The 15,101-nt window shown below is 51.4% G+C and carries 13 protein-coding genes; 6 read left to right on the forward strand and 7 right to left on the reverse strand.

From position 1 onward, the window contains the following. Position 1 precedes the first annotated feature (1 nt). The 6 genes from ABDW36_RS02720 to ABDW36_RS02745 form a co-directional block, all read right to left on the reverse strand. A complete protein-coding gene (locus ABDW36_RS02720; protein WP_343700343.1) occupies positions 2-538 on the reverse strand; it encodes a L,D-transpeptidase in 537 nt (178 codons plus the stop codon). A gap of 135 nt (positions 539-673) precedes the next feature. Then, positions 674-3,610: an insulinase family protein gene (locus tag ABDW36_RS02725; RefSeq protein WP_343700344.1), complete on the reverse strand. Its 2,937-nt coding sequence runs from the start codon at positions 3,608-3,610 to the stop codon at positions 674-676. Between the two features lie 100 nt (positions 3,611-3,710). Beyond that, complete coding sequence (locus ABDW36_RS02730) at positions 3,711-4,049, reverse strand: hypothetical protein (protein ID WP_343700345.1); 339 nt, start codon at positions 4,047-4,049, stop codon at positions 3,711-3,713. 112 nt (positions 4,050-4,161) lie between these two features. Beyond that, positions 4,162-5,082, reverse strand: a complete 921-nt coding sequence (locus ABDW36_RS02735; RefSeq protein WP_343700346.1) for an outer membrane beta-barrel protein — start codon at positions 5,080-5,082, stop codon at positions 4,162-4,164. Positions 5,083-5,103: 21 nt separating this feature from the next. Next, positions 5,104-6,225, reverse strand: a complete 1,122-nt coding sequence (locus ABDW36_RS02740) for a hypothetical protein (RefSeq protein ID WP_343700347.1) — start codon at positions 6,223-6,225, stop codon at positions 5,104-5,106. Between the two features lie 27 nt (positions 6,226-6,252). Next, positions 6,253-6,738 (reverse strand): RNA polymerase sigma factor, encoded by a 486-nt coding sequence (locus ABDW36_RS02745; protein ID WP_343700348.1) that lies wholly within the window; start codon positions 6,736-6,738, stop codon positions 6,253-6,255. Positions 6,739-7,109: 371 nt separating this feature from the next. On the opposite strand from ABDW36_RS02745, the gene kbl reads away from it, so the two are divergent. The 4 genes from kbl to ABDW36_RS02765 all read left to right on the forward strand — a co-directional run bounded on the left by kbl (position 7,110) and on the right by ABDW36_RS02765 (position 11,103). Further along, a complete protein-coding gene (gene kbl, locus ABDW36_RS02750; protein ID WP_343700349.1) occupies positions 7,110-8,312 on the forward strand; it encodes a glycine C-acetyltransferase in 1,203 nt (400 codons plus the stop codon). Positions 8,313-8,401: 89 nt separating this feature from the next. Beyond that, on the forward strand, positions 8,402-9,205 hold the full coding sequence (gene blaOXA, locus ABDW36_RS02755) for a class D beta-lactamase (protein ID WP_343700350.1): 804 nt from the start codon (positions 8,402-8,404) through the stop codon (positions 9,203-9,205). Positions 9,206-9,316: 111 nt separating this feature from the next. Beyond that, positions 9,317-10,360, forward strand: a complete 1,044-nt coding sequence (locus ABDW36_RS02760; protein WP_343700351.1) for a VWA domain-containing protein — start codon at positions 9,317-9,319, stop codon at positions 10,358-10,360. Then, a complete protein-coding gene (locus ABDW36_RS02765; protein ID WP_343700352.1) occupies positions 10,357-11,103 on the forward strand; it encodes a tetratricopeptide repeat protein in 747 nt (248 codons plus the stop codon). The genes ABDW36_RS02760 and ABDW36_RS02765 overlap by 4 nt, the downstream gene beginning before the upstream one ends. Before the next feature lie 214 nt (positions 11,104-11,317). Here the strand turns inward: ABDW36_RS02765 and ABDW36_RS02770 are convergent, their stop codons facing one another. Next, positions 11,318-12,172 carry a helix-turn-helix domain-containing protein gene (locus tag ABDW36_RS02770; protein WP_343700353.1) on the reverse strand — a complete coding sequence of 285 codons (855 nt, stop codon included), beginning with the start codon at positions 12,170-12,172 and terminating at the stop codon, positions 11,318-11,320. A gap of 173 nt (positions 12,173-12,345) precedes the next feature. Here ABDW36_RS02770 and ispG point away from each other — a divergent pair, with 173 nt between their 5' ends. Beyond that, positions 12,346-14,301 carry a (E)-4-hydroxy-3-methylbut-2-enyl-diphosphate synthase gene (ispG, locus tag ABDW36_RS02775; protein WP_343700354.1) on the forward strand — a complete coding sequence of 652 codons (1,956 nt, stop codon included), beginning with the start codon at positions 12,346-12,348 and terminating at the stop codon, positions 14,299-14,301. Positions 14,302-14,582: 281 nt separating this feature from the next. Then, the gene (locus ABDW36_RS02780; protein WP_343700355.1) at positions 14,583-15,101 is read left to right on the forward strand and encodes a hypothetical protein; all 519 of its coding nucleotides are present in this window, start codon (positions 14,583-14,585) and stop codon (positions 15,099-15,101) included.

Below are 15,101 nucleotides of genomic sequence, written 5' to 3' on the forward strand. Positions count from 1 at the left end.
ATCAAATGCGTATCACCACCGGGGTACCTACCTTCACCACGTCATACAGTTCGTTCACATCCGCGTTCTTCAGGCTTATGCAGCCCAGCGTCCAGTTGATGCGCTGGTCTACATAACTGTCCCGGATGCCGGAAGCGTATTCAACGCCGTGAATGCCAATGCCGCCACCAATGTCTGCCCCTTTTCGGATGAGGCCGCTATTTTGGCGCTGATGGAATTTCTGGTAAGATTCTTCGTTGGGGTAATTGAGGTGCAGGAAACGGCTCCAGCGGTTGTCGAACCGCTTGGACAAAATGCGGAAAGTACCGATGGGGGTACGGCGGTCTCCCTGCACAAACTTGTCTGAAATATCACGATTGCCAAATACCACCTTGTATATCTTGATGAGCGTTACATCCTCATACAGATACAAACGGTAGTCGCTTTTGTCTATGAGCAAAAAAACCTTGTCTGCATCAATCCGGGAAGGGTTCAGCTTTACGGTGTACAGGTCGTTGTAATTGTGCTCAAATGCCAACAGCGGCAATAACAGAATCAAACAGCAATAGCGCCACATGGTAACACAGGTGATTTTCGACTAGATAAACGGCAACGGAAACGTGAATATTGTGTTAAAAAGCAGAAAGGAGCGCAATTTAGCCGCGCTCCTTTCCAGGTATGCTGTTGAATGTTTTTAGTACCCGAATATTTCCTCCAGGCTCACCTTCTGCACATCTCCATATTTCTTCAGATCATCCAGATTTACTTTTTTCTCTGAAGCCAGAATACAGTACGAATAAGGCTTTCCGGCAATATTTTCCGCATGCAGCTTTTTCACATCGTCAAAGCTTAGCTTGTCTATGCTTTCATATACGCTTTTGCGGATGTCTTCATCCAGCCCCAGTTTTTTTGCGCTGAGGTAGCTGAAAATAATACCGTCTTGCGTAATACGTTCGGTCTCTATATCTTTTTTCATGCTGCTGCGCGCTGTCTCAAACCCTTTTTCAGATTCGGGGATAACGGTCAGCAGCTCGTTCATTCCGGCAATGGCCTCATTCATTTTATCTGCCTGGCTGCCCACGTAGGCCAGTATGGCATAGCGGTCCGTTCTTTTATTGGGCGCCGCGTAATAGGCATAGGTGGAATATGCCAGTGCTTTGGATTCCCGTATGGTCTGGAATACGATGGAGCCCATGCCTCCGCCGAAATAATTGTTGAAGAGGTTTACCACCGCCGTGGCAGACGGATCATACACGTTGCCGTTACGCACCCAGTTCACTTCCGCCTGCACCATGTCATAGTCCGCAAAGTAAACCTTATTGGCCGTTTGCTGTACTTTCTCAAACTGCTTCCCATTTGTGAGCGCTATGAACGTAGAGGGCTGACGGTGCAGTTGCCTGATGCGTGCCGTAGCGTTTTCCAGCGTTTCAGGGCCATAGTAGATCACCGTATGCTGGTAACGGGGCAAAGTATGCAGCAAATCCACCAGTTCAGCTGCCGTCAGGGCGTTCAGCTCATCGTTGCTCAACTGGTTATTAAACGGATTTTTGGCCCCGTATGTTGCATAAGAACGAAGGCCGCTCATGATCTGGCCCTTGTTCAGCTTGGCATCTGCACGGGCTTTTTGCAGCCTGTTCTTCATGCCGGCCAGCACTTCTTCATCTGCCTTGCAATTATTGACAAGGTGGTCAAACAGCTCTACCGCCTTGTCAAAGTTTTCCTGCAGGCCGGAAATAGAGATGGTGGTTTCTTCAGCGGCCACAGATACGTTGAAGCTGCAGGCAATATTGTAAAACTGTTTGCTGATCTCCTCGGAAGAATATTTGTCTGTACCCAGGTATTGCAGGTACTGTGCGGCCAGCGGCAGTTTTTTATTACCCCAGTTGCCCATATTGAAACGGTAATAAAGCCGGAACAGGCCATTATCTTTATTCTGCACGTACAGCAGGTCTGCATTGCCTACCTTACCTTTGCGGATGTCTTTATCATAGTTCAGCCACTGGGGTTTTACCGCGGTTTCAGGCATGTCTGCAACGGTTTTCAGGAAGGGAGACTGGGCGTTTCGGTTCACTTCCACGGGCGTAATAGGGGGCTTTTCTACCTTTACGATGTTCTTGTCTTCGCCCTTCCTTTTATAGAGCAGTACATAATTATTAACAAGATATTTATTCGCAAAATCCACAATGTCTTTCTTGCTCACTTTGCTCATATCATCTATGTAAGCTACATCGTACAGCCAGTTATTACCCTTGTGTTTGATGAAACCGTCCATCAGGCTGTTAGCACGGTTGCCGTTGCTTTCCAGGCCCTGCACTTCGTACAGTTTGAAGTTATTGACAATGGCCGTGATCAGGCTTTCGTCGAACTGGCCTTTACGCAGGATGTCCAGCTGCGCCAGCAGCAGGTCTTTCACTTCGTCCAGTGACTGGCCCTGCTTGGCCCTGCCGCTGAGGGCAAACACGGTATAGTCTTTCCAGGGTAACAGGCTGGCGCCGGCGCCCAGTACTTTTTGTTGTTTGTTGAGATTAAGGTCCAGCAAACCCGCCTTGCCATTAGAAAGCACCTGAGACACTACGGTGAGTATCACGGAGTTTCTGGTATCCAGTGCGCCCGGCATACGGAAGGCTATGTTCACATTCTCCGCATCGGGGCCAAATACTTCTTTCACAATGGGCGTGCTGATAGGCGCTTCCACCGGCGCCTTGTATTCTGTTACCGGCTTGGCGGCCATATAGCTGAACTGTTCGTCTATACGTTTGATCACATAATCAGGGTCAAAATCTCCGGCAAATACGATGGCCATGTTGTTGGGCACATAGTACTCGTTATAGAACTGGCGGATGGCTTTCAGCGAAGGGTTTTTCAGGTGCTCCACCGTACCGATGGTGGACTGCTGGCCGTAGTTATGCGTGGGGAAGAGGGTGGCCAGCATGGTTTCGTACATCTTGCGGCCATCATTGTCAAGCCCGCGGTTCTTTTCTTCGTACACCGCCTCCAGCTCTGTATGGAAAATGCGGAACACGGGATTTTTGAAACGCTCCGCCTGCACGGCCAGGAATTTGTCTACCGCCGTGGAGGGAATGTCTTCTTCATACACGGTTTCTTCCACCCAGGTGTGCGCATTGGTACCCTGCGCACCCATGCCGGTCATCATTTTATCGTATTCGTTGGCAATGGCATATTTTGCTGCCAGGCCGGACACGCTGTCTATTTGCCGGTAAATGGCCTTGCGCTTGTCTGCGTCTGCGGTTTGATTGTAGGTGTCATATAGCTGCTCAATATTATCCAGGTAAGGTTTTTCCCTGGCCCAGTCAAGCGAGCCGTATTGCTGCGTGCCTTTGAACAAGAGGTGTTCCAGGTAGTGAGCCAGGCCGGTATGGTCTTTCGGGTCACTGTTACTGCCGGCACGTACGCCAATAAGGGTCTGGATGCGCGGATCTTTTTTATTCACGCTCAGGATAACGGTAAGACCATTCTTGAGGGTGTAAAAGCGGGCCTGCATGGGGTCTCCGGTTACATAGCGGTAAGTATACCCGCCAGAGGTGGCTTCTTTCCAGGCATGTTTATTTTGGGCAGATGCCGGCAGCCACCCTGCCAGCAAAAGGCATAGAAACAGGTTGATTACTCTCATACAGTTGGTTTAAAATTGTGTTTCCAAATATAAATATGTCCCGGCGATATTCCGGTGGAAACCATGAAATTTTGCAACTGGAGAGGATCAGCGGCCTAAATCAGCGATATAGCAGATTGGTGGCAATAATCCGGGTGCTGGCCACGGGTATTTGCGGGGTCAGGAAGGAAGAATCTGTTTTGATATAAAGAACGTGATAATGATTGGTTACGTAAAGGTTATGATCTCCGCGGTAAGACTGGAAAAGGCTGTCTGGCATAAATACCAGGGCTTCCGTGGCCTGGGGGGCAGGCAATTTGGGGCTGCTGCCGGGGATCTCCAGGTCTGCTGCGGGTTCATTTACGCTCAGGGTGCTGGGGCTATCAGGTAATTTGATTCCGCTTGCATGCATCAACACAATTCCACTCACTACAACAAGAAAAGTTAGGATGGATCGCATACTTCTAATGATTTGTGGTACAGTTTAAATAGGATAAGAACAGCATGACTTTATTACCTGGTGTTCTGGAATTATTTACTTTTTGCTATTGTAAATGTCTGTAAATGTACGACTAGAATCCGTTAAACCGAAATCCGATTGAAAAAGGGTACTGCTCCAGCCCGTAATCGTGCAGGGGCGTAAGGGCAAAATTGCTGAACAGTTTAATGGGCCCATACCCCAGCTCGCCTGTAAGGCCAAAGCGCCATTTGTTCAGGTTAAAGTCGTCAGACCGCCGCACCTTGCCCCTTTCTTCACTGATCTGCTTGGTACGCGCTTTCAAAAGGTAACCGCCTGTTACGCCCAGGCTCAGCTCAAAAGAGCGGCCGGGCCGGGCCGGGTTGGAATTGAAGTTCAACATCAGCGGAATGGTGAGATATTGGGCCAGCAACTTGTTTTTGGAGAACTCCACAGAATCACGGATGATAGTGGTGGGGTACCCCGGCACATAAGAAATGCTGCGGGCATAACGGTAGTTATTGATCTCCAGCCCCAGGGCGTAGATCAGGTTCAGCTTATGCTTGTGCAGGTTGAGCCGCTGCATCAGCACCCAGATGTTGAAATTGATAGACTTACCGGTAATGAGCTTGAACTCAGACGGCGTAAGCGGTGCGCTGGCCATGCGGGGCGCCAGTTTGTTGAGCGCCATGCCGGAATAATCGTAGGCGGGATCAAACATATCTCCGTAAAACTGGCTGGCGGGCATGTTGTTGGCATACAGGGAATTTACCATAGCGCCGGAATAGTTGCTCCTGTCACGGAAGTTGTTGAAGCCCACGTCAAACACCAGCCATTTGGTATGGAGGTTCTTTTTGAGTTTTTCCCGTGCGTAAGCGGTATCCTGATAGGCCTTGAACACGCTCTTTCCCTCTGCATTTTTCCCTTTCACGATGATCAGGCCCTTGATCTGGATGGTGTCTATAGCTGCCTGCTGGGCAAAAGCGCCAATAGACAGGAAAACGGCCAGGAAGGTGAGTAAAAGTCTTTGCTTCATATTCTTATATGACTATGCCTGTTATTTATTTCTTTTTCTTGAAAACAGCCGGGCCACGTTGGTCACTTTGTCAAGCACCTTGCTTTCTATGCCGTTGCCGGTTACTGACATAATAAGCTCTCCGGGAGGGTTGGCCGCGGGCGGGGCGGTAGCCAGGGCCTGTTCCGGCTGTTGTTGTACTGAAGACGGGCGGTTTTGGGCCACCAGCGCTTCATTTTCGGATGCTTTTTTCTGGGCCGCGTCAAAGTTCGGGTTTGCTTTTATAGCGGGCGCTTCCTGCCTGGCGGGTTGCTCAGGGGTAATGCTGGCCAGCACCACGCGGTCTGCCTCCGGCTTAACAGGCTGCACGTTGGCGGCTACTGCGGCAGATTGCGGCGGGCGGGCGGCTTCCCGGTCTACCTGCGGCGTTTGCTGCGCCAATGTTTGGGCCGGCTTGCGGGCCGGGGCCACAGTACGGTTGGCGGAACGGGATTGCGGCGCCGCGGGCTGCACTACATCCTGACCCTTGGCAGCATCTGGTTGGTCGGCCTGTGCTATGCGGGTATCAGCGCCCGGAGCAGCGGCGGGAGGCGCTGCAGGCTCATCCCCGGCTTGCGGTGCAGGTGTTACCGCCACTACGGGCGGCTGGTTAACCGGCCCGTCAGTAGCGGGCAGCAGGAAAAAAACGGCGCCGGCTACCACAGCTGCGGCGGCAGCCCACCAATAGGCCGGGCGCATCCGGCGTACAGTGGCGGTATGACGGTACAGGGCGGCCTTGTTCTCAAAACGGACGTTCAGGTCAGGCTGCAGGCGGGTGGCCTTCCATATCTCCAGCTCCTGCTGCACAGCGGGGTGGGTGGCCGCAAATTGCTCTACGGCAGCGGCTTCTTCAACATTCAGCTCCCCGTCAATATAACTCAGCAGGAAAGGCTCGTAATTCTGCAGGTTTACGGTGCTGCTGCGGTAAAGGGAAGACTTGGCGTCAAACACCACCTCCTTTTCCGGCACCAGCCTGGTGGCCATCAGCACCTCCAGCTCTTGCCGGAGATGCGGGTGCGCATCCAGAAAGGCTTCCAATGCTGCTGTTTCAGCGGCATTCAGCTCCCCGTCTACATAACTGTAGAGAAACTCCTCGTAGTTCGATATGTGAATGTCTATTGACATAATTTACTGATTTTGAATACCTTCCGATTAAATCACATTTTCCATCTTTACCAGGTATTCCTTGAGGTGGGCCCGTGCCCTGTGCAGGTAAACCTTCACCTGGGAAGGGTTCAGCTGCATGATCTCTCCTATCTCCTCGTAACTGTACCCTTCGTAGTCTTTCAGCAGTATCAGCGACTTCTGCACGTCACTCAGCCTGTTAAGGGCCCTCTCTATCACACTGCGCGCGTTATGCACTTTTTGCTCCGAAATCCGCGCCTCTTCCTTGAATTCTTCTACCAGGCTCACCCTTTTCACCTTCCGTACATGATCTATCATATTATGGTAAGCTACCGTAAAAAGATAGCTTTTGGCCTTCTCGAAAGGCACATCAGTGCAATGTTTCCATAATATTTCAAACGCATTCTGTACCACATCCCTCGCATCCTCCGTATGTACAAGATTTTTGACAATAAACCGGAAGAGATTATCGCTATACAGATCCACGCATTTGTTGTACTCCTTTTCCGTCATCCGGCGATAGGTGTTTTGAAGTGCTAATTTCCGACATTTTAATGAAAGTCGCTGCTATTGGGCCTGCCTGTACAGGGAAACGGCAGCTGCTATCACCAGCTCATTGACAATATCTTCGAAGCACGCCTGGTACCCGGGGCAGGTCACTAAAGGTTAAACCCGCAACCAGCCGCCGGTATCACCGGAAAACCGGCGTACAGTACTATCCGTCATCATCTACCGTCTATGATAATTGTATGACGCAAACCGGCAGATAAATGTTACATGCCGGTCAAACTTTTTACAAATAGCCGGGTTGCTGACCGGGGCCATCCCAAACAGCGATACTTTTAATACCCTAACTTTGTTATATACAGCAAAATACGCCTGACATGAATCAGAATTTCGTTAAACGATTACAAGTGGAGCTGGAAGAGATCAAAGCCGCCGGCCTGTACAAAAGCGAGCGGATCATCACTTCCGGGCAGGGAGCTGAAATTGAGGTGGGAGGCAAAACCGTGATCAATCTTTGCGCCAACAACTACCTGGGCCTCTCCTCCCACCCCAAAGTGGTGGCAGCCGCCAAGGAAACCATTGATACACATGGGTATGGCATGAGCAGCGTACGCTTTATCTGCGGCACGCAAGACATACACCGGGAACTGGAAGAAAAAATATCGAAATTCCTGGGTACGGAAGATACCATTCTTTACGTAGCCGCGTTTGACGCCAACGGCGGGGTGTTTGAACCCCTCTTCGGCGAGCAGGACGCCATCATTTCCGATGCCCTCAACCATGCCTCCATTATAGACGGGGTGCGCCTTTGCAAGGCCCAGCGCTTCCGTTACGAGCACAATAACATGGCCGACCTGGAAGCGAAACTCAAAGAAGCTGCGGGCGCCCGCAGCCGCATAATTGTAACAGACGGCTCTTTCAGCATGGACGGCACCATTGCCCAACTGGACAAGATCTGCGACCTCGCAGATAAATATGATGCCATTGTGATGAGTGACGAGAGCCACTCTTCCGGCTTCCTGGGCAAAACCGGCCGGGGTACGCATGAGTACCGCGGGGTGATGGGCCGGGTAGACATTATTACCGGCACGCTGGGTAAAGCCCTGGGCGGCGCTTCCGGTGGTTTCACCAGCGGCAGCAAAGCCACAATAGACATGCTCCGCCAGCGCAGCCGCCCCTACCTGTTCTCCAACTCTGTGGCGCCCAGCATTGTAGGGGCTTCCATAGCCGTGCTGGACATGCTCAGCGAAACCACAGAGCTGCGTGACAAACTGGAATTCAACACCCGCTACTTCCGGGAAAAAATGACCGCCGCCGGCTTCGACATCAAGCCCGGAGACCATCCCATTGTACCCGTAATGCTCTATGACGCCAAGCTCAGCCAGCAGTTTGCCGACAAATTGCTGCAGGAAGGCATTTACGTGATAGGGTTCTTCTACCCCGTGGTGCCCAAGGGCCAGGCCCGCATCCGCGTGCAGCTAAGCGCCGCACACAATCAGCAGCACCTTGATAAGGCCATTGCCGCTTTCACCAAAATAGGCAAGGAGCTGGGCGTGCTGAAAACGACCGCTTCCGCATAAACGAAAAATATAATCTAAAAAGGGGCCGCTTTCCGGAGGGCTCCTTTTTTTATTGCTTACTTTTGCACATCAATATAAAATATACGCAGATGAAAACGTTAGGCCTGTTGCTGCTGACAGCCACTATCTGGTTCAGCGCCTGTACTCCCAACAATGTGAAAGAAGCTAAAGAATGGGAAAAATATTTTACCAAACACAAGCTGGAAGGCTGTTTTATGCTGTTCAACAACGGCCAGGGCACCTTCAGGGTGTACAATATAGACAGGGCCAAAGAACGTTTCCTCCCCGCCTCCACCTTCAAGATATTTAATTCACTGGTAGGCCTGCAAACCGGCATCATCAGCGATACCAACATGGTGATCCGCTGGGACAGCGTTACCCGCTCCCGGCCGGAGTGGAACCAGGACCTGGCCATGAACCAGGCTTTCCGCCTTTCTTCCGTACCTTATTTCCAGGAAGTGGCCCGCCGCATTGGCCGCGATACCATGCAGCGCTGGCTGGATTCCGTGCAGTACGGCAATCATAAGATCGGTAAAATAGACAGCTTCTGGCTTGACAACTCCCTGCAAATATCTCCCGATGAGCAACTGGGGCTGGTGAAACAGCTTTATTTCAACCAGCTGCCCTTTCAGCGCCGTGTACAGGAGCTGGTGGCCGGGCTCATGATGCAGGAGAACACCCCTAAATACAAGCTGGCCTATAAAACCGGCTGGGGCGTTGCAGGCAAAAAACAGATTGCCTGGATGGCCGGCTGGATAGAGGAGAACATGCATCCCAGCTTTTTTGTACTCAACTTTGAAACGGAAGATGCCAGCCTTGACATACCCGCCCTGCGGCAGGAGATTATGCGGGCCATTCTGACGGAAGAAGGCTTTTTTAAAGGCGAAAGATAACGCCGCCTGTTAAAAAACTGGTAAAACCTTTTGCCGCCCGCTTGTAATACGTTATAAAAAAATTATTTTTGACTGCTACCCCGGCCTGTACCGGGGTACGCCGTTTTAGCCATGTTAAGATTCCAACACACTGAATACCTCTGGGCCTTTGTGCTGCTGATTGTACTGGTACTGGCCTTTGCCTGGGTTACCTGGTGGAAACGCCGGTCTATCCGCCGTATGGGAGACCCCACTATGGTGGAGAAACTTTTCAGCGGTTACTCCCGCCGCCTGTTCACCCTGAAGTTCCTGCTGCTTTTTGTGGCTTTCTTTTTCGGGGTGATAGGCCTTGCCAACCTGCAAAAAGGCAGCCGGGTGGAAAAGATCACCCGTAAGGGCGTAGACGTGATCATTGCGCTTGACGTGAGCAAGAGCATGCTGGCCACAGACGTGAAGCCGGACCGGCTTACCCGGGCCAAGCAGGTGGTAACCCGGCTGATGGAAAAGCTGGATAATGACCGTGTAGGCCTGGTAGTATTTGCCGGCAACGCTTACCTGCAAATGCCCCTTACGGTAGACTATTCCGCCGCCCGCATGTACCTGGGCAGCATTACGCCAGACCTTATTCCCCGGCAGGGCACAGAGATCAACGAAGCCATCCGCGTGAGCGATGAAGCTTTTAACCGCAAGGAACGCAAGCATAAAGCCCTCATTATTATTTCAGACGGGGAAGACCATAACGAAGGGGCCATCTCCGAAGCCAAAAAAGCCCTGGAGAACGGGGTGGTCCTCAACACCATCGGCATAGGCTCCCCCACCGGCGCCCCGCTGCCAGACCCGGAAAGCGGCGGCATGAAAAAAGATAAAGACGGCAAAGTGGTGATCTCCAAACTCAATGAAGACGCCCTCAAATCCCTGGCCTCTACCGGTAAAGGCATGTACCTGCATCTCATGAACAATACGGACGAGGTAGTGGAGTCACTCTCTGACAAGATCCATAAAATGGAGCAGAAAGAGTTCGGCGAAAACGTATTTACGGACTATAACAGCTATTTTCAGTATTTCCTGGCTATTTGCCTACTGCTGGTATTGCTGGAGTTTTTTGTGCCTGAAGGCAGGAAAAAAACAGCAGACACAGATGCGCTGCCGGGACTTAAAACCGTTAAAGCCTCATGAAGCATCCCATTTTTCATATAGCCGCAGCTTTGCTGCTGTGTTGCACAGCCGGTGCAGCCAGCGCACAGGAAGGCACCAGCAAACTGATACGCCAGGGCAACGCCCAGTATAAAAAACAACAGTACGCCGATGCGGAAGCCAGCTACAAAAAAGCCCTGGAGCGCAATAACCGCTCCGTGGAAGGCAACTATAACCTTGGCAATTCCTTCTACGAACAAAAACGATATGATGCAGCCCGCCAGCAGTATGCCAATACAGCCAAACTGAGCCCGCGGAAAGAGATTCAGGGAGATGCCAGTTATAATATCGGCAATACTTTTATGGAAGATAAAAAGTGGCAGGAAAGCATTCAGAGCTACAAAGCTGCGCTCAAGGCCAACCCGGCAGACGAGCAGGCCCGCTATAACCTGGCCTACGCACAGGCCATGCTGAAAAAACAACAGCAAAACAGCGGCGGCGGGGAAGATAACAAGAAGAATAACAAGGATAAAAAAGACAAAAAGGACAAACAGGACCAGCAGGATAAACAAGATCAGCAAGACAAAAAAGATGGTGATCAGAAGCAGGACCAGCAGCAGAAAGACCAGGATAAACAACAACAACCGCAGCCCAAACCCAGCAAACTGACGCAGGATGAGGCCAAACGCCTGCTGCAGGCCCTGGCACAGCAGGAGAAAAAGCTGCAGGAAGACAAAATGAAAAAAGTGAAGGCTACCCCCGGCATGGTTGAAAAAGACTGGTAATCAATCTTATACAAACATAAAAAGCCGCCTGTTCAGTCATACAGGCGGCCTTTCCTAACTTTTCTTACTTTTTACTTTTTCTTACTTTCCTTCCTAACTCCTAACTAAAAACGCGTCTGTTAAACGCGCTAAAAACATGGTTTCCGTTTAAACGAAGTGTAAAATTAACACCCATTTGCTGACCCCGTTTGGACAAAGGGAAGAATAACTGGTATTATTTGAACATTGTTTCCCTGAACTCCTGCGGGGAGGAAGCTGCGTGGTGACGGAAAAACCGGCTGAAATAGGCCGGGTCTTCAAACCCCAGCTCATAACAGATCTCCTTTACGCTACGGTGGCTGAAAGCCAGTTGCCGCTTGGCCTCCAGCACCAGCCGGTCATGCACCATATCCGTTACTGTTTTGCCGATGGCATCTCTCGTAATTTCATTGAGCCGCTTGGGTGTGAGAGCAAAATGGGCCGCGTAGAACGCCGCCTGATGCTCTTTTCTGAAGTGTATTTCTACCAGGCGCCGCAACTGGATGATCCGCGCATCGTGGTTGAGAAAATCCGGGGAATTGGCCGCGTTGTGCTTCTTTTCCCTTTCTGCCAGCAGTAAAAAAGCATTGAGGTAATGTTTGATAACGCTGCTGCCGCTACTTTCAAACTGGGCGGCCAGCTCCTGCTTCATGAGCCGGATGATGAGCGCAAAACTGTCTGCCGCTGCAAGGCTTACCCGAATGGGGGCGTACTCCTGTGAGTTGTCAAACAGGGTGGTAAAATCGTACAGGGTTTCCCGGTCGTGCTTATTGGTGAAATAGAATTTTTCTGTAAAAGTGATGCTGAAACCGAAAAAGCCTTTTTGGGGCAGCTGGTGTACCTGGCCGGGCCTGAGCAGGAAAATGCAGTTATCCGTCATCTGGTAGGTCACAAAATCTACAATATGCTCCCCTTTAGCCCTGGTAAACCACAGTATCTGGAAGTCGTGGTGACGGTGGGGCAGGCCTGCCAGTTCCGTATCAAAGCTCTCTACTTCGAATACGCTGAACTGTCCTTTCAAGGGTAGTTGCTGGTAGGGTATGGTATCCACGGTTCAGTTATAAAATAAACACATATAGTCCGGTTACAAACAACCTGTTACACATAAAGCTAGGCAATAAAAAGCCAGCTTTGCTTACCGTTCATATAAAATATCAAAATCAGATAAAGAGCGAACGCGGATTTATTTCCTAATTTTGTCTTTACATCTATATAAATTTTTTCATGCAATTCTATTGCCCTTCGCTGACTGAATATAAACGCCTGGCCACTCTGGAGGTAAAAGTGGGAGACCTGACCATTGGTAACTTTAACCCGGTGCGCATTCAAACCATGACCACTACGGACACGATGGACACGGCCGGGACCGTGGCCCAGGCCATCCGGTGCATTGAGGCCGGCGCGGAGCTGGTGCGCATCACCGCGCCCAGCAAAAACGAAGCGGAGAACCTGCTGCCTATCAAGAACGAGCTGCGCCGGAGGGGCTATACCACCCCGCTGGTGGCAGACATCCACTTTACCCCCAACGCCGCGGAAGTGGCTGCCCGTATTGTTGAAAAGGTGAGGATCAATCCCGGCAACTATATTGACAAGAAGAAATTTGAATTACTGGAATATACTGATGCGGAATACAAGGAGGAGATTGACCGCATCCGCGAGCGCTTCACCCCGCTGGTTAAAATCTGCAAGGAATACGGTACCGCCATGCGCATAGGCACCAACCACGGCTCCCTGAGCGACCGTATCATGAGCCGTTATGGAGACACGCCCATGGGCATGGTGGAAAGCGCCATGGAATTTTTGAGGGTGGCGGAAGACCTGCAGTTCCGGAACATTGTGCTGAGCATGAAATCCAGCAACCCCCAGGTGATGGTGCAGGCCTACCGCCTGCTGGTAAACACCATGCAACAGGAACTGGGCCACTGCTACCCCCTGCACTTAGGCGTAACCGAAGCCGGAGACGGGGAAGACGGCCGCATCAAATCTGCCATAGGCATAGGCACCCTGCTGGAAGACGGTGTGGGTGATACCATCCGCGTATCTCTCACGGAAGACCCGGAATTTGAACTACCGGTGTGCCGCGATATTGTAAAACGATACACGCACCGCATTTCCCACCCGCCTATTCCGCCCATGCCGGAAGCAGACAAGCTGCCTTACACGCCCTTTGAATATAAACGCCGCGACACCGCGGCGCTGGACAATATTGGCGGCAAACAGGTGCCCGCTGTGGTGGCAGATTTCAGTCACCTGCCGGTGATAGGGCATCAGGACCTGCAGGCTATCGGGTACAGCTATGATGAGGCTACGGACAAGTGGAACATTGGCGACGCTGCCGCTGACTATATCTTTACCGGCAACCACCTGCTGAACTTTGCCCTTCCGGGCACCCTTAAGGTAATAGTGCAGTACCATACCTGGCTGCATGCAGAAGACAAGGAGAAGTACCATCCTTATTTTGACATAGCGGGCTATCTTGCTGCGGCAGAACAGCGCCGCACCAGCCCTGGCCTCAATTTTGTAGCCGTGAACGCAGATGAGCTGGACACACCCGGCTTTAATGCCTTCCTGGAGGCACTGGCTGCGGGCGGTCCGGTGGTACCGGTGGTGTACTCCAATTCCCCCCATGCCATGGCCGCTGTAAGAAGGACCCTGGCAGAGCTGATGCTGCGCCGCCTCACCCAGCCGGTAATACTCCGTTGCAACAGCAGCACGCAACATACTGCAGATGAAGGCCTGGTGCACTTTGCCATAGAAACCGGCGCCCTGCTGCTGGACGGCTTCGGGGATGGCCTCTGGCTGAGCGGCCCTGAAAACCCCGGCCAGCTGAACAATGTAGCCTTCGGCATTCTGCAGGCCACCCGCACCCGCATTTCCAAAACAGAATATATCTCCTGCCCTTCCTGCGGCCGTACCCTGTTTGACCTACAGGAAACCACAGCCCGCATACGCGCGGTTACCAACCACCTGAAAGGGGTCAAAATTGCCATTATGGGCTGTATTGTGAACGGCCCCGGTGAAATGGCCGACGCCGATTTCGGGTATGTAGGGAGCGGTGTGGGGAAAATTACCCTCTACCGCGGCAAAGAAGTGGTGAAAAGAGGCCTCAGCAGTGAAGTAGCCGTTACCGAGCTCATTAACCTCATCCGTGACAACGGCATGTGGGTAGATGCCAGGTAAGAACCGCCCCGGCACAACAAAGGCGCCATGGAGGCGCCTTTGTCAAAACGTAACTGGGGGGTTAACTTAACAGTGTGTACCTTAACTTTTGTGACTCGAATTGTTTTTTGGGGTTAAATGCATTTCTTAAGCATAACACAAATGTACTACCCACCAGAGGGTATATCAAGCGTAGTTTTACGCAACTTTCCGCGTGGTTTCCCTGTAAAATCAACTACCTCTTTGAACAAATGCTCCTTCTTTGGTATTATGCTTGTGAAGCATCATATAAAAGGACTATCATGAAACACTTAACTGCCGTTCTATATTGCACCCTGCTGATGGCGGCCTGTGGCCCCAATACTTCCCGCACCGGCCTTAACAGGGAAGAACAAAGGGACTCTGCCGAAAATATCACCAATGTTGAAGTAAAGCCCATACAGGGATATTTTGTAAAAAATACAGTGAAGCAGACAGACAGTGTTACTTGCTGGGTAATCAATTCCCCTCTGCAACAAGACAGCATACTGGCCCCGGCCAAAACCATGACCAATACTATAGACACACTGGATTTTGCCAATAACATCATTACGGCCGTGGTGATGCGGCCTTCGGAGCTTACGCAGGATATTCAGCTTTCCTCCAGCCTGGTTACAGAAGATGAGGTACATCTTCACTTTGCCATGCGTGCAGACACACCCAAACGCCCCTTTACCGCCGCCGCCCTCTGGATGGGGGCAGTGCCAAAAAAACCGGGCATCAAAACCGTTAAATTCTACAGCGGCGATCAGCTGATCAGGAGCGTACCGGTAACAGAATGA

The sequence above is a fragment of the Chitinophaga sp. genome (genome assembly GCF_039596455.1).
In the GTDB taxonomy this organism is placed as follows: Bacteria; Bacteroidota; Bacteroidia; order Chitinophagales; family Chitinophagaceae; genus Chitinophaga.